The organism is Alteriqipengyuania sp., assembly GCF_964222115.1.
In the GTDB taxonomy this organism is placed as follows: domain Bacteria; phylum Pseudomonadota; class Alphaproteobacteria; order Sphingomonadales; family Sphingomonadaceae; genus Alteriqipengyuania.
In genome coordinates, this window is record NZ_CAXQBM010000040.1 from 13634 (window position 1) to 29590 (window position 15957).

The 15957-nt window shown below is 63.6% G+C and carries 17 protein-coding genes; 6 read left to right on the top strand and 11 right to left on the bottom strand.

Annotation, left to right across the window (positions count from 1 at the left end):
- Window positions 1-5: 5 nt before the first annotated feature.
- Complete coding sequence (locus tag ACEQXE_RS06675) at window positions 6-425, top strand: hypothetical protein (RefSeq protein WP_370183738.1); 420 nt, start codon at window positions 6-8, stop codon at window positions 423-425.
- 79 nt (window positions 426-504) lie between these two features.
- Here ACEQXE_RS06675 and ACEQXE_RS06680 read toward each other — a convergent pair whose 3' ends face one another.
- Together ACEQXE_RS06680 and ACEQXE_RS06685 are read right to left on the bottom strand one after the other, a co-directional pair.
- On the bottom strand, window positions 505-1560 hold the full coding sequence (locus tag ACEQXE_RS06680; RefSeq protein ID WP_370178161.1) for a serine hydrolase: 1056 nt from the start codon (window positions 1558-1560) through the stop codon (window positions 505-507).
- Between the two features lie 133 nt (window positions 1561-1693).
- Complete coding sequence (locus ACEQXE_RS06685) at window positions 1694-2101, bottom strand: host attachment protein (RefSeq protein ID WP_370178162.1); 408 nt, start codon at window positions 2099-2101, stop codon at window positions 1694-1696.
- 126 nt (window positions 2102-2227) lie between these two features.
- Between ACEQXE_RS06685 and ACEQXE_RS06690 the strand changes: the two genes are divergently transcribed.
- Window positions 2228-4459: a DUF305 domain-containing protein gene (locus ACEQXE_RS06690; protein WP_370178163.1), complete on the top strand. Its 2232-nt coding sequence runs from the start codon at window positions 2228-2230 to the stop codon at window positions 4457-4459.
- A 22-nt stretch (window positions 4460-4481) separates the two neighbouring features.
- Here the strand turns inward: ACEQXE_RS06690 and ACEQXE_RS06695 are convergent, their stop codons facing one another.
- From ACEQXE_RS06695 to groES, 3 genes are all read right to left on the bottom strand, one after another.
- Window positions 4482-6269 (bottom strand): hypothetical protein, encoded by a 1788-nt coding sequence (locus ACEQXE_RS06695; protein ID WP_370178164.1) that lies wholly within the window; start codon window positions 6267-6269, stop codon window positions 4482-4484.
- A gap of 143 nt (window positions 6270-6412) precedes the next feature.
- Window positions 6413-8062 carry a chaperonin GroEL gene (gene groL, locus ACEQXE_RS06700; RefSeq protein ID WP_370178165.1) on the bottom strand — a complete coding sequence of 550 codons (1650 nt, stop codon included), beginning with the start codon at window positions 8060-8062 and terminating at the stop codon, window positions 6413-6415.
- 53 nt (window positions 8063-8115) lie between these two features.
- Window positions 8116-8403 carry a co-chaperone GroES gene (gene groES / locus ACEQXE_RS06705; protein ID WP_370178166.1) on the bottom strand — a complete coding sequence of 96 codons (288 nt, stop codon included), beginning with the start codon at window positions 8401-8403 and terminating at the stop codon, window positions 8116-8118.
- Window positions 8404-8647: 244 nt separating this feature from the next.
- On the opposite strand from groES, the gene ACEQXE_RS06710 reads away from it, so the two are divergent.
- Window positions 8648-9505, top strand: coding sequence for a mechanosensitive ion channel family protein (locus tag ACEQXE_RS06710; protein WP_370178167.1), 858 nt, complete (start codon window positions 8648-8650; stop codon window positions 9503-9505).
- On the opposite strand, the gene ACEQXE_RS06715 is transcribed toward ACEQXE_RS06710, so the two are convergent.
- The gene (locus ACEQXE_RS06715; RefSeq protein ID WP_370178168.1) at window positions 9486-10913 is read right to left on the bottom strand and encodes an MATE family efflux transporter; all 1428 of its coding nucleotides are present in this window, start codon (window positions 10911-10913) and stop codon (window positions 9486-9488) included. The genes ACEQXE_RS06710 and ACEQXE_RS06715 overlap by 20 nt on opposite strands.
- Window positions 10914-11013: 100 nt before the next feature.
- On the opposite strand from ACEQXE_RS06715, the gene ACEQXE_RS06720 reads away from it, so the two are divergent.
- Entirely contained in the window at window positions 11014-12774 is a 1761-nt protein-coding gene (locus tag ACEQXE_RS06720) for a cation:proton antiporter (protein ID WP_370178169.1), read from the top strand.
- An 86-nt stretch (window positions 12775-12860) separates the two neighbouring features.
- Window positions 12861-13262, top strand: a complete 402-nt coding sequence (locus ACEQXE_RS06725; protein ID WP_370178170.1) for a hypothetical protein — start codon at window positions 12861-12863, stop codon at window positions 13260-13262.
- Window positions 13263-13326: 64 nt separating this feature from the next.
- Here the strand turns inward: ACEQXE_RS06725 and rplL are convergent, their stop codons facing one another.
- Both rplL and rplJ read right to left on the bottom strand, forming a co-directional pair.
- Entirely contained in the window at window positions 13327-13704 is a 378-nt protein-coding gene (gene rplL / locus ACEQXE_RS06730) for a 50S ribosomal protein L7/L12 (protein WP_212449099.1), read from the bottom strand.
- 71 nt (window positions 13705-13775) lie between these two features.
- Window positions 13776-14291 carry a 50S ribosomal protein L10 gene (gene rplJ / locus ACEQXE_RS06735; RefSeq protein ID WP_370178171.1) on the bottom strand — a complete coding sequence of 172 codons (516 nt, stop codon included), beginning with the start codon at window positions 14289-14291 and terminating at the stop codon, window positions 13776-13778.
- 312 nt (window positions 14292-14603) lie between these two features.
- Here rplJ and ACEQXE_RS06740 point away from each other — a divergent pair, with 312 nt between their 5' ends.
- Window positions 14604-14996, top strand: coding sequence for a hypothetical protein (locus ACEQXE_RS06740; protein ID WP_370178172.1), 393 nt, complete (start codon window positions 14604-14606; stop codon window positions 14994-14996).
- 116 nt (window positions 14997-15112) lie between these two features.
- Here ACEQXE_RS06740 and ACEQXE_RS06745 read toward each other — a convergent pair whose 3' ends face one another.
- From ACEQXE_RS06745 to ACEQXE_RS06755, 3 genes are all read right to left on the bottom strand, one after another.
- Window positions 15113-15352 carry a hypothetical protein gene (locus tag ACEQXE_RS06745; protein ID WP_370178173.1) on the bottom strand — a complete coding sequence of 80 codons (240 nt, stop codon included), beginning with the start codon at window positions 15350-15352 and terminating at the stop codon, window positions 15113-15115.
- Between the two features lie 76 nt (window positions 15353-15428).
- Entirely contained in the window at window positions 15429-15674 is a 246-nt protein-coding gene (locus ACEQXE_RS06750; protein WP_370178174.1) for a helix-turn-helix domain-containing protein, read from the bottom strand.
- A partial coding sequence (locus ACEQXE_RS06755) for a DUF2975 domain-containing protein (protein WP_370178175.1) occupies window positions 15674-15957 on the bottom strand: 284 nt, incomplete at its 5' end. The genes ACEQXE_RS06750 and ACEQXE_RS06755, both read right to left, overlap by 1 nt.

Consider the following 15957-nt stretch of genomic DNA (forward strand, 5'->3'; position numbering starts at 1 on the left):
ATTCGGTGGAAAACGGCCAGAAAAGGGCGAAAAAAAGGCGCACTGCCCAAATTGGGCTTGCAATGACACATTCTGGCCATTATTTACCGAATCAGAAGCCGCCGAGGAGGGGGTTTCAACCGGTCGCATACCCTGCGGCAGGACCACTTTTGAAAGGGACTACCATTATGCGCAAGATCGTTCTCGCTTCGGCCATCGCCGTTTCGGCTCTCGGCCTCGCCGCTTGCTCGGAAGAAACCACCGACGCAGCCGAAGAAACCGTTGAAGGCGCTGCTGCCGACACCGAAGCCAACCTCGAAGCTGCTGGCGAAGGCATCGAAGACGCCGCTGCCGACACCGGTGAAGCCGTCGAAGGCGCGACCGCCGAAGCAGAAGAAGAAGCTGCTGAAGCTGGCGCCGAAGTGGAAGAAGAAGCCGCTGAATAAGCGCTTCCTTCAAGCCAAAAGAGAAGGGCGGAGCCTCGCGGTTCCGCCCTTTTTCTATATCCGGGTCAGGTAAGGGGCCTTACTGGCCGCCAACATTATAATCGGCAGATGCCCATACGCGCCCGTCCACCGGGCGGGGCTGCTGGCCGAAGCCGTGATAGAGCGCACCGGTGATCGAAGCGATTCGCTCGTCCCGGTTGCGCCGGGCAGCAAGCTTTTCCGAGCGGCTGCCATTCTCGATCGCCATCGAGCGGCTCTGGCCGGTGACGTAGATGGCGGCGGCCACCGGACGCCCGTCGGGCGTGATGAAGATACCGATATCGCTGGCGGTGCGGCTCAGCGTGCCGGTCTTGTGGGCCAGATTGGCGCTCGACGGGAGGGCGGAGTTCATCCGGGCCTTGCCCGTCACGGTTGCTTCCATGGCGCTCATCAAGACCTGGCGCGAGTAGGGGCTGAGCCACTTGCCCTGGTAAATCCCGGCGAGCAGCTGGCCCATTGCGCGCGGCGTGGCGCTGTCGTCGAAGTCGATCTGCGACGCAGGATCGATGCGTCCGTCCTCGCGCACCAGCGCGCGGATATTGCGGGTCAGCTCGAAGTCGTAAATCCCGGCGGTCTGGCGCATCCATGCGTTAACCGCGCGCGGGCCGCCCACGGCATTGAGCAGCGCATCGGTGCAATCGTTGCAGCTGCGGCTGATCATCAGATTCAGGTGCTCGCGCGCCGAAATATAGGTACCCCGTCCGGGCAGCTCGAATTCGCTCGAGAGGCTCCACCGGCCCTGATCAACCCCGGCAAGAAAGGTTGCGGCAACGGCCACCTTGCTGGTGCTGGCAAGCGGAAAGCGCTGATCGGCCAGCACCCCGACCTCGTGGCCGGTGGTCAGGTCGATCGCATAGACGCCGATCCGGCCGTTCGATCCATCCGCGAGCGAAGCCAGCTGGCGTTCGAAGGCAGTATCGTAAACGGCTTCGAAGCTTTGCGGCGCGCGCAGCTGCGTGCCGAGCATGCTGTCGAATTGTGCTTCGAGCGAAACGCTGTTTACGTTGTCCGCCGCAGCCGGGCTTAAGGGAAGCGTGGCGGCTGCCAGCGCAAGTGCGAATGTCGACCCAAGTTTCCTAAGCATGACCCCGTCCATAGCCCGTGACTCGTGTTCGCAGCATTAATGCCTGCGCTTAACAAGGTCTCAAGCATAAATCGGAGCTTGCACGAGATTGGCACGACCGGTCGCGCAATTCCTGCGGCGGATTGAGAAACCGCCTCGGAACGAATCAGCTTTCCGCGATGACCGAAGCGATTTTCGGAAGCGGTTCACCGGTCATCGTCTTGTCGATTTCACCGACCAGCGCCTTCTCCAGTTCGCCATGATAGTGCCGCCGCATTTCACCCAAGGTCTTGGGATCGGCCACAACTAGCAGGTGCGAAAGGTCACCCGATACCGCCTTGGCGTTGAGCCATTCGGCCACTGCCGCACCGTGTGCCAGCTCGTTCAGGTCGGTCGAGCCGGTGCGCTGACCCGCATCGTCCTGATGGCGAACGCCAGCACTGAAATTGCTGGGGTCCAAATCCGGCTGCTCGACCATTTCGAGGCTGGGCTCGAACGGCTGGCCGGTGTTCTTCAGCAGCATGAAGCGGCTGCCGTCGACGACGGCGACATGGGCATTGTGCGGTACTCTCATCAGGCAATTCTCCTTCATCTGACTAACACGCAACTGCGCCAATCGTTGCGGCGGAAGGGGCAAAAGCGCTCTTTATCTCGGCTTGAAAAGCGCTAGTCTCGCGCGCAACCCTGGGGAGATATCTTGATGAAAATCCGAACTTTCGCCGCCGCCGCCAGCATTCTTGCCATCGCAACCCCGCTCGCCGCCCAGCAAGCGCCGATCGTCCAGCCGGGTGCGCCGGGTGCGGAGAGCAGGATGCTGAATGCGGAAGACGCAACCAAGCTGGCCGACACCGCCTATTCGCCTGCCGATGTGCGTTTCATGCAGATGATGATCCCGCACCATGCACAGGCGCTGGAAATGGCTGCCCTGATCGAGGGGCGCACGAGCAACCCCGACATGGTCAAGATCGGCGGGCGTATCGAAGCGTCGCAGGAGGACGAGATGTCGTTCATGCGCGAGTGGCTCTCTGCGCGCGGGGAGCCTGCGATGATGCAGCACATGGCCGGGATGGATCATGGCAAGCACATGGCCGAGATGCATGCTGCGATGGGCATGGCCACGCCCGAACAAATGGCGCGGCTCGCGACTTTGAACGGGTCGGATTTCGATGCTTTTTTCCTCGAACTGATGATCCGTCACCACAAGGGTGCGACCGATATGGTCGACGATCTGCTTCGCCAACCCGGCACGGCCTACGACCCGGTGATGTTCGAATTCGTCAACGACGTGAAGAACGAGCAGCAAGGCGAAATCGACCGGATGAACGCCATCGCGGCGGGTCTCTCCACCGATCCGCGTGCGGGGCTTCCCGCGGGGTTCCGAGACGCGGGCGAGGCGATCAGTAACTTGCGGCTGGTTGCCGCCCTGCCCAAGCCGACCGGGTTCTTCGATCCGGCCAATCCGGCGCAGCTCCAGCCAAAAATCGAGGACAAGAAGAAGGAAGGCGAGGAGGCCGAACTGGTCGATACCACCCGCCCCGATCCGCGCGATGAAGACGATGAGGAGAGCGAGGATCGCTTCGGCCAGCGCGGCTCGCTGCTCAGCTTCGCGAATACCGACATGGCATTTTCGGGCGACCTGCTGGTCACCGGCAATTACCATGGCTTCAATACTTATCGCCTTGGCGCGGATGGCGTGCCGCAGCTGGCAAGCTCGGTCGTCTGCCCGGGCGGGCAGGGCGATGTCTCCATCGTCGGCGACATCCTGCTGATGAGCGTGCAGGATAGCCGCGCGCGTATCGATTGCGGGTTGCAGGGGGTCGAGGGACGGGTCAGCGACGAACGCTTCCGCGGCCTGCGCATTTTCGACATTTCGGACATCACCAACCCGCGCCAGGTCGGCCTGGTGCAGACCTGCCGTGGCAGCCACACGCATTCGGTGGTGTCGGCAGACGACCGCCGCATCGTGGTCTACAATTCGGGCACCAGCTACGTGCGCGACAATGAAGAGCTGGCGGGCTGCTTCGACAGTGCGGGCGATGAAACCGCGCTGTTCAGCATCGACGTGATCGAAATTCCGCTGGCCAACCCGGCCGCCGCGCGCGTGGTCGATTCACCGCGTGTGTTCGCTAAGGACGGCCAGATCGCGGGCCTGTGGCGCGGCGGCGACCACGGTGACGGAACGCAGGACACTTACGTCACCAACCAGTGCCACGATATCACGGTATTCCCGGCGAAGAACCTTGCTGCCGGGGCATGCTCGGGCAATGGCATCATCCTGGACATTTCGGACCCGCTCAAGCCGACGCGGATCGATGATGTGACCGACAAGGGCTTTGCCTATTGGCACTCGGCCACCTTCAACAATGATGGCACCAAGGTGCTGTTCACGGATGAATGGGGCGGCGGCGGTCGTCCGCGGTGCCAGGCTGGCGATCCGCGCAACTGGGGTGCCAACGCGTTCTATTCCATCGCCGATGGCAAGCTCACCTACGATGGCATGTATAAGCTGACCGCACCGCAAAGTGACATGGAAAACTGCGTCGCGCACAACGGATCCATCATCCCGGTGCCCGGGCGCGATATCTTCGTGCAGGCCTGGTACCAGGGCGGCATCAGCGTGATCGACTTCACCGATGCAGCCAATCCGTTCGAGATCGCTTACTTTGATCGCGGCCCGGTGGACGACAAGCAGCTGATTACGGGCGGTTACTGGTCCGCCTATTGGTATAACGGGCGCATCTACGGCACGGAGATTTCGCGCGGGCTGGACGTGTTCGCGCTGGAGCCGAGCGAATTCCTGACCGCAGAAGAAATCGCGGCGGCAGAAGCGGCGCAATATGAAGGCGAGCTGTTCAACCCGCAGACGCAGACGCAGGTGACGTGGCCGCAGGCAGCGATCGACGCAGCCGAGGCCAGCCGCAAGGGGGGGTAAATCTACCGTTGATGGGGCGGACCTAAAGCCGCCCCATTGCCAGCCAGGCATCCTCGCCGCGCCATACCTTGTCGAAGGCCATCCTGGCCGCCTGCGCTTCCAGCCGGTTGCCCAGCTTCCGCTCGGTCCGTTCCAGCCCGTAGAGCGCCAGCGCGCTGTTGGGCGCCTCGAACAGCGCTGCACGGAAGGCCTGTTTCGCTTCGGCATAACGGCCCGCCTGATAATAGGCCGCACCGAGCGACTGCTCGACCGGATAGTACCAGAAGGGGGGCTCGCTGTAGGGGATCGCGTCCTGCAACTCGGCGGCCTTGGCGAAATGCGCGATTGCATCTTCCGCTCGTCCACTCGCCATAGCTGCACGCCCCCTGGCGACTTCGATGGCGACTTGCAGGATCGTGTCGGACGGGAAGCCATTGGCGACCATCTCTGTAACGCCATTGGATGCCATCAGCGCTTCCATCGCGGCGATCTCTGCATCGACGGCTTCGGGATCGTGCGTCTGCGCAAAGGCGACCGCGCGCGCATAATGCCGCATGGCGTCGACATAGGCGAGCGGATGTTCCTCGTCCGTCAGCGCAAGGATAGCCTCGGGCGAGCTGTATTGAGCATAGGCGAAATAGGGCGCGGCGTAGATCGCCTGGACCCAGTAGAGCTGCCTGCCGGTGTCGGTGTCCAGGATCCGCTCCAGCTTGGCGGTCTGCGTAACGATGGTGTGCACGTCACCCATCATTTGTGCCGACGCCAGCAGGAAATGGACATTGTGCGGGTAGTAGCCATAGCGCACCAGTCCGTCGTCGCCGACTTCGCGCAGGTAGGCTTCCTCCGCCACCACGGCTTCGGCGTTCGCGTCGATTGAATCGCCGTAGCGGCCGAGCCGGTAATAGATATGCGCGGGCATGTGCACGAGATGCGCGAGACCCTTGGGCGCATGCTCACGCAGCATGTCGGCTGCGGCCTCGGCGCGGGTCGGGTCGGGCAGTTCGAGCAGGTGGATATAGAGGTGCGGCGCCTGCGGGTGCGCCGGATTGCGGGCCATCACCTTTTCGAGCAGCGCGACCGCCTCCGCGATCAGTGGCCGTGGCTCGCCCGCCTCGTCCCAGTAGTTCCACGGGGTCGTGGTCATGGCAGCTTCCGCGGCCAGCGCGGCAAGATCGTCGCTGTCCGGGTTCTGCTGCGCCAGCACGAGCATCGACTTGGCATAGCCGCGGTTGAGCGAAGCTCGGTCCGCTTCGGGGTCGGCCGAGTAGCGCGCCCCTTGTGCAAGGATCAGCATGCGCACGTCCGGGTCGGCAGTGCGCGACAGGTCTTTGGACTTTTCGAGCGCTTCCAACGCGGCGCGGTTTTGCGCATCGCTCATGCCCGAATTGATGTTGGGTCCGTTCGCCAGCGCGATGCCCCACCAGCACAAGGCACAGTCCGGGTCGATCTCGGCAGCACGGCCGAACGAGCGGATCGCGGCTGCATGGTTGAAGCCGTAGGTAAAGGCGATGCCCTGCTCGAAATAGCGCTTCGCTTCGGGTTCCATGCCATCCAGCGGCAGGTCGGTCGCCGGGAGATCGGCAGTGAGCCCGATCGCTCCGGTCCCGTTGTTCGCTGCGACCCTGCTCGCCAGCGCCAGTCGTGCATCGAGCAAGCTGCCCGTTCTATCCAGTCCGCGACACGCCGCACGCCCCGCACGTGTGGGGTCCAGCGCGGCGAATTGCGCAGGCGTGAGTTGCACGGCACCGTCACCGGTGCGCGTATCGGGAGATACGCCGCCCAGCGCCTGGATCGCGAGCAGGACAGCGGACAAGGTGATGTGTGAGTACATGCGGCGCCCCCAAGGCAGACATGGCCGACCCGCCGGGATGATACTCCCGATCGTGCTTCATATCCACCGCGCCTACGAAAAAGCCCCGCCGGATCGCTCCGACGGGGCCATTCTGTACGCGGTCGGGAGACCGGGTGGCTGGCTTAGAAGCCCATGCCGCCCATGCCGCCGCCCATGCCGCCCATGTCGGGCATGCCGCCGCCGGACTTCTCTTCCGGAATTTCGGAGACAGCCGCTTCGGTGGTGATCAGCAGGCCGGCAACCGAGGCTGCGTTCTGCAGCGCGGTGCGCACGACCTTGGTCGGGTCGATCACGCCGGCCGCCACGAGGTTCTCGTACGTGTCGGTCGCTGCGTTGAAGCCCAGCGATTCGTCGTTGCCGTCGGTCAGCTTGCCCGCAACGACCGCGCCGTCATGGCCCGCGTTGCTGGCAATCTGGCGGACCGGAGCGGTCAGCGCACGACGCACGATGTCGATCCCGCGGGACTGGTCTTCGTTTTCGCCGGTCAGGCCGCTGAGAGCCTTCGATGCGTAAAGCAGCGCGGTACCGCCACCGGGGACGATGCCTTCTTCCACCGCGGCGCGGGTTGCGTGCAGCGCGTCGTCGACGCGGTCCTTGCGTTCCTTCACCTCGACTTCGGTGGCACCGCCAACCTTGATCACGGCCACGCCGCCAGCAAGCTTCGCGAGGCGTTCCTGCAGCTTTTCCTTGTCGTAATCGCTGCTGGTGTTGTCGATCTGCGTGCGGATTTCACCGACGCGCGCCTGGATGTCGGCTTCGTCACCGGCACCGTCGACGATCGTGGTGTTGTCCTTGTCGATGGTGACCTTCTTGGCCTGGCCAAGCATGTTCAGCGTCACGTTCTCGAGCTTGATGCCCAGATCTTCGCTGACCATTTCGCCCTTGGTCAGGATCGCGATGTCCTGCAGCATGGCCTTGCGGCGATCGCCGAAGCCCGGAGCCTTCACCGCCGCGACCTTCAGGCCGCCGCGCAGCTTGTTGACCACGAGGGTGGCCAGCGCTTCGCCTTCGATGTCTTCCGCGATGATCAGCAGCGGACGACCGCTCTGCACCGCCGCTTCGAGGATCGGCAGCATCGACTGGAGGTTCGACAGCTTCTTCTCGAAGATCAGGATGTAGGGATCGTCGAGCTCGACGGTCATCTTGTCGGGGTTGGTGATGAAGTAGGGCGACAGGTAGCCACGATCGAACTGCATGCCTTCGACGGTTTCGAGCTCGAATTCGAGGCCCTTCGATTCGTCGACGGTGATCACGCCTTCCTTGCCGACCTTCTCCATCGCTTCGGCGATCTTTTCACCGACTTCACGGTCGCCATTGGCCGAGATCACGCCAACCTGCGCGATTTCGCTGGAGCCCGACACGTCCTTCGAGCGCGCGGCGAGGTCTTCGACGACCTTGGTCACGGCGAGGTCGATGCCGCGCTTCAGGTCCATCGGGTTCATGCCCGCTGCGACCGACTTCATGCCTTCGTTGACGATGGCCTGCGCCAGCACGGTGGCGGTGGTGGTGCCGTCACCCGCCGCGTCGTTAGACTTGGACGCGACTTCCTTGATCATCTGCGCGCCCATGTTCTCGAACTTGTCCTTCAGTTCGATTTCCTTGGCGACGGTGACGCCGTCCTTGGTGATGCGGGGGGCGCCGAAGCTCTTGTCGATCACGACGTTGCGGCCCTTGGGGCCCAGCGTCACCTTCACGGCGTTCGCGAGCGTGTCCACACCCTTGAGGATGCCTTCGCGCGCGTCGCGCGAGAACTTTACGTCCTTGGCTGCCATTTTTGTAAACTCCTGAATATCTTGAATATGTGAGGTAGCGTTCGCTCAGAGGATCAGGAAATGATCCCCATGATGTCGCTTTCCTTCATGATCAGCAGGTCTTCACCGTCGATCTTCACCTCGGTGCCGCCCCACTTGCCGAACAGGACGCGGTCGCCCACCTTGACATCGAGAGCGATGCGATCGCCATCGTCGTCGCGGGTGCCTTCGCCCACAGCGATGATCTCGCCTTCGCTGGGCTTTTCCTGTGCGCTGTCGGGAATGATGATGCCGCCGGCGGTCTTTTCCTCGGCTTCGATGCGACGGACCAGAACGCGGTCGTGCAGCGGACGAAATGCCATGCTTGAAACCTCTTGCTAGAGTGAGTGATGGGTGTTGGCACTCGGATAAGGAGAGTGCCAGCGAGGGGCATATGTGCAGCGCAAGTTCATGCGTCAAGCGGAGGAGCGCAGAAAATATTACGCCCTGAGAGATGGCCCGTGGCGCCCGCCGGTCAAGGCGCCGGAGCGTGATTTTGCAAGTAGGGCGAAGCTTCTTTAGGGGCGGGCGCGAACCGACCTGCAGCTTCTTACCGATGGACCTTTCATGGCACTTCTAGCATCCGATCTGACGCCCGACCTCGCGCAGGCCGTCGACCTCACTTTCGCGCAGAGTATCTGGCTGTGGCTGCAGACGAACATCATGCAGATCATCGGCGCGATAGCGGTGCTGGTCATCGGCTTGCTGCTGGCAAGCTTCCTGTCGCGTGCCGCCGAGCGCGCGCTGGCCAAGTCCGATCGGTTTGAGCCGACCATTGCCGCGTTCCTCTCCAACATTATCAAATACGCGCTGTGGGCCGTGGTGCTGGTTACCGTACTGAGCCAGTTCGGGGTGGAAACGACGAGCATCATCGCCGCGCTGGGCGGCATGGCGCTGGCAGTGGGCCTTGCGTTGCAAGGCACGCTTTCGAATGTGGCGTCGGGTGTCATGATCCTGGTCCAGCGGCCCTTCGTGGTGGGCGAGGGGATCCAGACCAATGATTTCACCGCGGTGGTGCAACGCATCGGGCTGTTCACGACCGAACTGAAGCAGTTCGACGGGCTCTACGTGATGGTGCCCAATTCGGAATTGTGGAACCAGCCGATCATCAACCTCAACCGTAACCCCACGCGCCGTTTCGAACTGGTCGTGGGCATCGGGTACGGCGATTCGATGCAGCAGGCGCGCGAAGTGCTGCTGGGCCTTGCCGAAGCGGACGAGCGCGTGCTGGACGATCCGGCGCCGCAAGCCTTTGTCGCATCGCTCGACGATTCCTCGGTCGGGATCGGCCTGCGCGTCTGGAGTGCGACGTCCGATTACCTCGCGCTGTCGTGGGACCTGACCGAAGCGGCGAAGGCGAAGTTCGACGAAGTCGGCCTGAGCATCCCGTTCCCGCAACGCGAGATCACGATGGTGCAGGCGTAGCCGGCTCTTTGGCGGGATTAATCGTCGTGAGGCCCAGCGCCTCACGCCGCGCCCAGCGCCAGGTGAGTAGTATGGCAGCAAAGGCAAGGCCGGTCGCGAGGCCGATCCATACGCCGACTCCGGAAAGGGCAGTCGCGAAGCCGAGCGTGAGCGACAGGCCGAAACCCGGCACCCAATAGCTGAAGATCGCAATCCACATCGGCACGCGCGTATCCTGCAGCCCGCGGAGCGCACCCGCGGCGACCGCCTGCACCCCATCGGCCAGCTGGAAAGCCGCGGCGACGAGCAGGTAACGCGTGGCGAACAGCACCAGCGCCGCATTGGCGGGCGCCCATGGGTCGATGTAAATCGACAGGAGCGATTCGGGTATGACCACCATTGCGGTGGACGTGAAGCTCATGAACACCAGCACCATGCCGATCCCGGCCCAGCCTGCCCGCATCATCCCCGCATTATCCTTCGCGCCGTAGAAATAGCCGACCCGGATGGTGGTCGCCTGGCCCACGCCGAAGGGCACCTGGAAGGCGAGCGCGGCGATCTGCAACGCGATGGTATGCCCCGCCAGTTGCGCCGCGCCGATATTCCCCATCAGGAAGGCCGCCGCGCCGAAAATCCCTGCCTCCGCGCTCACCATCAGCGCGATCGGTGCACCCTTCCGGGCGATCCGCCAGAGCACTGGCCAGTCGGGCACCCACCAGCGCCCGAAGATGCGGTAGCGATGCAGCCGGGTATCGAGCCGGATTGCCACAACATAGGCCGCCAGCGTGAACAGCGAGGTCATCAGCGTGGCAATCGCGGCGCCGGGCAGGCCCATCGCTGGCGCTCCCCAGTTTCCGAAGATGAAGGCGTAGTTGCCCGCCGCGTTCACTCCGATTCCCAGCGCGGTGATCGCGGTTGCGAAGACCGGCCGGTCGAGTGCCGACACATAGCTGCGAAGCACATTGTTGACGACAAAGGGGATGACCGACCAGACCAGCACCACCATGTAGCTCTGGCCCAGTGCGGCAAGGCCTTCGTCCTGCCCGGTCAGCAGCGCGAAGCGCTCGAAACCCAGGCACAGGAGCATGCCCGCCGCCCCGCTCAGCACGGCGAGCCACAGCGCCATCCGGGTGGCGCGGCGCACGGCGCGCAGGGCAGGTGCCCTCGCCCCGAGTTCTGCGGAGATGACGGGCGCGACCATCCCGGTCATCGAACACAGCGCCCACACGATCAGGCCGAACACAGATACTGCCAGCGCCGATGCGGCCAGTGGCTCCTCCCCCAGCCGCGCAATGAAGATCACGTCGATCGCGTAGGTCAGCATCTGCAGCAGGTTGGCGAGCGCCAGCGGCCAGCTGAGCCGGAGCGTGGCGAAAACTTCGCTGCGCCAGGGAGACGATACTCCGGAAAGATGTGCTGCGTCGGCCATAAAAAGCCGGCCCGAATATGTGTGTCTAGGCCGCTTGCCTAGAGCGCATTGCCGCTGCATGGCGATTGACGGACTGGTGAGGCAAGGGGAACACAGCGCCATGGATCATGCAGAGGCAGCCGCGCATTCGGGGCATGTCGCGCTCGAAAGCGGAGTGGTGCTGCTCGCAGCGGCGCTGTTGTTCGTGATCCTGTTCCGCAAGCTGGGGCTGGGTGCGACGCTGGGATACCTCGTGGCGGGCGCCATCGTCGGGCCGCAGGTCCTGGGGCTGGCGGGATCGGGTGAAGAGACGCTGAGCTTCGGGGAACTCGGCATCGTGATGCTGCTGTTCGTCGTCGGGCTGGAACTTGCGCCGAGCCGCTTGTGGCGCCTGCGCGCCGCGATCTTCGGGCTGGGTCTGACGCAGGTCGTGCTGTGCGGGCTCGCGCTGACAGGGGTAATCTGGCTCTCCACCACATACCCGATGGCCGCTGCGCTGGCAGTGGGACTTTCGCTAGGTCTGTCCTCCACCGCGCAGGTGCTGCCGATGCTGCAATCGGGCGGCAACCTGCGCACGCCCGTGGGGGAGAAGGCATTTTCCATCCTGTTGTTCCAGGACCTCTCGATCATCCCGCTGCTGGCCATCGTCGCCGCGCTCGGCACGCAAGGCGGCGGCGAGGGCGCCGTGTCCGGCTGGCTGCAACTGCCTATGGCGATCGGTGCGACGGTCGGGCTGGTGCTGGCAGGGCGCTTCCTGCTGCGCCCGCTGTTCCGGCTGATCGGTCGGCTGGGAGAGCGCGAGATGTTCATCGTGGCGGCGCTTTTCGCGGTCGTCGCCTCGGCTGCGCTGATGCAGGCGATCGGCCTGTCCACTGCGCTGGGCGCCTTCATCGCAGGCGTGATGCTGGCGGACACACCCTACCGGCACGAGCTGGAAGCGGATATCGAACCGTTCCGCTCCATTTTGCTCGGCCTGTTCTTTGTGTCGGTCGGCATGATGCTGGACCTGGAGGCTATCGCCGCACAGCCGCTGTTCGTGATCGGCATGGCTGCGGCGCTGGTGGCGACCAAGACCGCGATCATTACCGGCCTCGGGCTTGTGATGAAACTTCCGTGGCGCGCTGCGCTCGCCCTGGGGCTGCTGCTGAGCCAGGGCGGCGAATTCGGCTTCGTGCTGTTCACCGAAGGCCAACGCGGCGGCGTGATCGACGGCCAAACCGCCAGCCTGTTCACCGCCATCGTCACGCTGTCGATGGCGACCACACCCTTCCTGATGATGGCGACGCGGCGCTTGCGCCGCCCGGCGCGTGCAGTGGACGAGCAGCGCGATGGCCCCGATGGGGAGACCGCGCAGGCGCTGGTGATCGGCTTCGGCCGCTTCGGTCAGACGGTGGCGCAGATGCTCGCCACCGCAGGGCTCGACGTGACCATGATCGACCGACGGGTCGAACCGATCGACACCGCCGGGGATTTCGGGATCAAGGTGTTCTACGGCGATGGTCTGCGGCTCGACATCATGCGACAGGCAGGCGCGGGCGAGGCGGAGGTGATCTGCTTCTGCATCGATGGCGACCAGCTGGAGCCCGAGTTCATCGCCTCGGTTCGCGAGGCCTTTCCCGATGCGGCGCTGTTCGTGCGCACATATGACCGGCGGACTGTGATGAAGCTGGCGGGTGCGGACATCGCCTTCCAGGTGCGCGAATTGCGCGAATCCGCCATCGCCATGTCACGCGCAGCGTTGGGCTGGATCGATACCGACGAAAGCGAGATCGAGGCGCTGGAGCGTGAATTTCGCGAGACCGATATGGCGCGTCTCGCCTCGCAGGCCGAGGCGGGAGATATGCACGCGGGCAAGGAAACCCACGTCCTGCGCGGGCGCTAACCGAGCGGCTGAGCGCATCTACGACAGGATTTGTCACTTCTTGCAAAGTGCTCGCGCGCGTAAGCACCGGCTTTGAAGGAGTTATCATGCACCACAAGGTTACCATTGCCGTGCTCGCCTCAAGCCTGCTCGCGACCGCCCCCGCAGGCGCTGCGCAGGAGAGCGAAATCTATCGGAAATCGATCGAGTGCGGTGCATTGCACGGCGTCTATTCGGGTATCCTCGAGGACGATGAACCCGCCGCCGCAGCCGGCAATGCTGATATGTCGACCCGCTATTTCGTGATGGCGATCAACCGGAGCGATGGCGATACCGACGCTGTCGATGCCGCGGCCATGGAAGAGACCGACCGGCTGGTTGCCTTCATGGAAGACCCGGAGGTTACCGAGGCTGACATCGATGCCTTCTTCGGTGAGCGGAACGCCTATTGCGACGCGTTCAATGCGCAGGTGCAGGAAGAGTTCGACGCGCTCGACATGACCGAATGACACGAAAAAGGGCGGCGCCATTGCTGGCACCGCCCTTTCCTGAACGCTTGTAAGCGCGAAGAGCTTACTTGAGTTCGACCGTGCCGCCAGCGGCTTCGATCTTGCCCTTGATTTCTTCGGCTTCGGCCTTGTTGACGCCTTCCTTGAGCGGCTTGGGCGCGCCTTCGACGAGACCCTTGGCTTCGGTGAGGCCCAGGCCGGTGATGGCGCGGACTTCCTTGATGACCTGGATCTTCTTGCCACCGTCGCCGGTGAGAATGACGTCGAATTCGTCCTTCTCTTCGGCGGGGGCACCGGCGTCGCCGCCACCGGCGGGGCCAGCAACGGCAACAGCAGCAGCGGCGCTCACGCCCCACTCTTCTTCCAGAGCCTTGGCGAGTTCTGCCGCTTCGAGGACGGTCAGCTTCGAAAGTTCTTCAACAAGCTTGGCGATGTCAGCCATGATAATTCACTCCAAATAATAGCGTGGCCGGGCCTCTGGCCGCGGCCGGATATGTCGTGCGGAAAAACGTCTTACGCAGCGTCCTTGGCGGCATATGCACCGAAGACACGGGCGAGCTTGTTTGCCGGGGCATTGACGACCTGCGCGATCTTCGTCGCGGGGGCGTTGACCAGGCCAACGAGCTTGCCACGCAGTTCGTCGAGGCTGGGCATGGAGGCGAGCGCCTTCACACCGGCTTCGTCGAGCACCTGCGAGCCCATCGAGCCACCAACCACTTCGAGGCGGTCGTTGCTCTTGGCGAACTCCACCACGGCCTTGGCCGCGGCAACCGGATCGGCCGAATAGGCCAGCGCGGTCGGACCGGACAGGTATTCTTCGATACCTGCATAGTCGGTGTCCTTCAGGGCGATCTTGGCAAGACGGTTCTTCGCAACCTGGTAGGTCGCGCCAACTTCACGCATCTTCGCGCGCAGATCGGTGGACTCTGCCACCGTCAGGCCGAGGTTGCGGGTGACGACCACCACGCCCGCCTCGTTGAAGACGTTGTTCAGCTGAGCGACCGCATCGGTTTTTTGCGAACGATCCATGCTTACTCCTTCACTATGGCCGAGCCCGCGCAGGCGGAAACGACCGGCTCACGTTCGACCCCGCCGCAAAAAGCTGCGAGGCCACTGGTCCGTTTGATGGGGAAGGAGGGTGCGCCATCTGGCGCGATGCCTCACCTTGATGGGCGAGGCTGGAATCTCTTTTCCCCGTCTAGGCTGGAAATTAAGACCGGCAGATTCCGGTCACCAACTGTCTCGGACGGATGATCGGCAGGGCGAGCCCGCCGATCGGTGCGCGCATCTACCCGGTGCGGGCCGAAAGTCAAGCGCGGCGATGGTGGAGCGGCTTGCGCCATGGCGGGTTCAGGTCGCCTGCGACAGGTGCAGGCGATGCGTTACGCCATTCTCAGCCTCGCAGGCCTGCTGCTGGCCGCACCCGCCCATGCCACGGGTGGTTTCGTGTGTTCGACTGCCAGCGAACCGAAGATAGAGATTTCGGTCGGCTTCGGCCATGTGCCCGGCGCGCCGATCTTTGGCGAGCGGCTGACAGTCGGTGGCGAGGATATCCCGGTCGAAGCGCCGCAATGGTGGCTCGATGGCGAAGAGCTGCGCCTGCTGCTGACCGACGAACAGGCGAACGAGCAGGTGGCGCTTGTTCACGCCCGCTGGAACGACGCGACGCACACTTTCGATGGCACGGTCGAGTATCGCGGACGCACGAGCTGGGTTCGTTGTTACGAGGGTTAGATTGCGGGGTTAGGCCACGGGGGCGAAACCAGCGGGCTAAGCCAGCGGGGCCAAAACAAAAACGCCCCGCCGGGTGAGGGCGGGGCGCAATGTCGGTAAGAATTTTGCAGGCGAGATTACATCTCGTCGGCGGCTTCTTCCTGCTGCTCGGCTTCTTGCTCAAGCGCTTCGGCTTCGGCTTCCATGCCCTGCTCTTCGGCCAGATCGGCTTCGGCTTCGGTCACGCCCGATTCGGCGTCCAGTACTTCGGCTTCGGCTTCGACGACGTCTTCGGCCTGTTCCTCTGCAGCGCTGTCACACGCTGCGAGCGAAAGCGCGAAAGTGGCTGCGGCGGCGGTGGCAATGATCTTTTTCATTACAATATATCCTGTTGCTTGTGTGAACCGGCATTGGGTTCGATGGCTCCAACGACCGGCGCCCGCTGCCGTTCCATCAGCTAGTCACATCCTCGTATCCGAGCAGGTCGCCGGGCTGGCATTCCAGCTCGCGGCAGATCGCCTCGAGGGTGGAGAAGCGGATCGCCTTGGCCTTGCCGGTCTTCAGGATGGAGAGGTTGGCAAGCGTCAGGCCCACCCGCTCTGCCAGTTCGGTCAGCGTCATGCGGCGTTCGTGCAGCAGGTCGTCGAGCTTCACCATGATCTTGCCTCCTTGGGTTTGGGTATCTGTGTTCTCGGGCATCACACAGTTCCTTCCAGCTCTTCGCGCATGGCGCTGCCGTGGCGGAACACCCGTGCAAGGATGAACAGCGTCAGGATCAGAACCAGCCCGCCGAAGTCGAAGCTTGCATCGACCGTCCCGGGTTCTTCGCCGGCCGTCTTGGCGATGTAGGCCCCCAGCCCGGCCACGGGCAGTGCCAGGATATTGATGGCCAGCATCAGCCACGCCATCATGCTCAGCCGGTCGCCATTCTCGGGCGCGAAGGGATCGCCTTCATGGACGCTGTTCACGAGTCGCAGCAGCA

Coding starts and splice junctions, on each gene's coding strand:
- ACEQXE_RS06680 (WP_370178161.1), bottom strand. CDS start 1,560: ATGGACGGGGTCATGCTTAGGAAACTTGGGTCGACATTCGCACTTGCG.
- ACEQXE_RS06685 (WP_370178162.1), bottom strand. CDS start 2,101: ATGAGAGTACCGCACAATGCCCATGTCGCCGTCGTCGACGGCAGCCGC.
- ACEQXE_RS06690 (WP_370178163.1), top strand. CDS start 2,228: ATGAAAATCCGAACTTTCGCCGCCGCCGCCAGCATTCTTGCCATCGCA.
- ACEQXE_RS06695 (WP_370178164.1), bottom strand. CDS start 6,269: ATGTACTCACACATCACCTTGTCCGCTGTCCTGCTCGCGATCCAGGCG.
- groL (WP_370178165.1), bottom strand. CDS start 8,062: ATGGCAGCCAAGGACGTAAAGTTCTCGCGCGACGCGCGCGAAGGCATC.
- groES (WP_370178166.1), bottom strand. CDS start 8,403: ATGGCATTTCGTCCGCTGCACGACCGCGTTCTGGTCCGTCGCATCGAA.
- ACEQXE_RS06710 (WP_370178167.1), top strand. CDS start 8,648: ATGGCACTTCTAGCATCCGATCTGACGCCCGACCTCGCGCAGGCCGTC.
- ACEQXE_RS06715 (WP_370178168.1), bottom strand. CDS start 10,913: ATGGCCGACGCAGCACATCTTTCCGGAGTATCGTCTCCCTGGCGCAGC.
- ACEQXE_RS06720 (WP_370178169.1), top strand. CDS start 11,014: ATGGATCATGCAGAGGCAGCCGCGCATTCGGGGCATGTCGCGCTCGAA.
- ACEQXE_RS06725 (WP_370178170.1), top strand. CDS start 12,861: ATGCACCACAAGGTTACCATTGCCGTGCTCGCCTCAAGCCTGCTCGCG.
- rplL (WP_212449099.1), bottom strand. CDS start 13,704: ATGGCTGACATCGCCAAGCTTGTTGAAGAACTTTCGAAGCTGACCGTC.
- rplJ (WP_370178171.1), bottom strand. CDS start 14,291: ATGGATCGTTCGCAAAAAACCGATGCGGTCGCTCAGCTGAACAACGTC.
- ACEQXE_RS06740 (WP_370178172.1), top strand. CDS start 14,604: ATGGCGGGTTCAGGTCGCCTGCGACAGGTGCAGGCGATGCGTTACGCC.
- ACEQXE_RS06745 (WP_370178173.1), bottom strand. CDS start 15,352: ATGAAAAAGATCATTGCCACCGCCGCCGCAGCCACTTTCGCGCTTTCG.
- ACEQXE_RS06750 (WP_370178174.1), bottom strand. CDS start 15,674: ATGCCCGAGAACACAGATACCCAAACCCAAGGAGGCAAGATCATGGTG.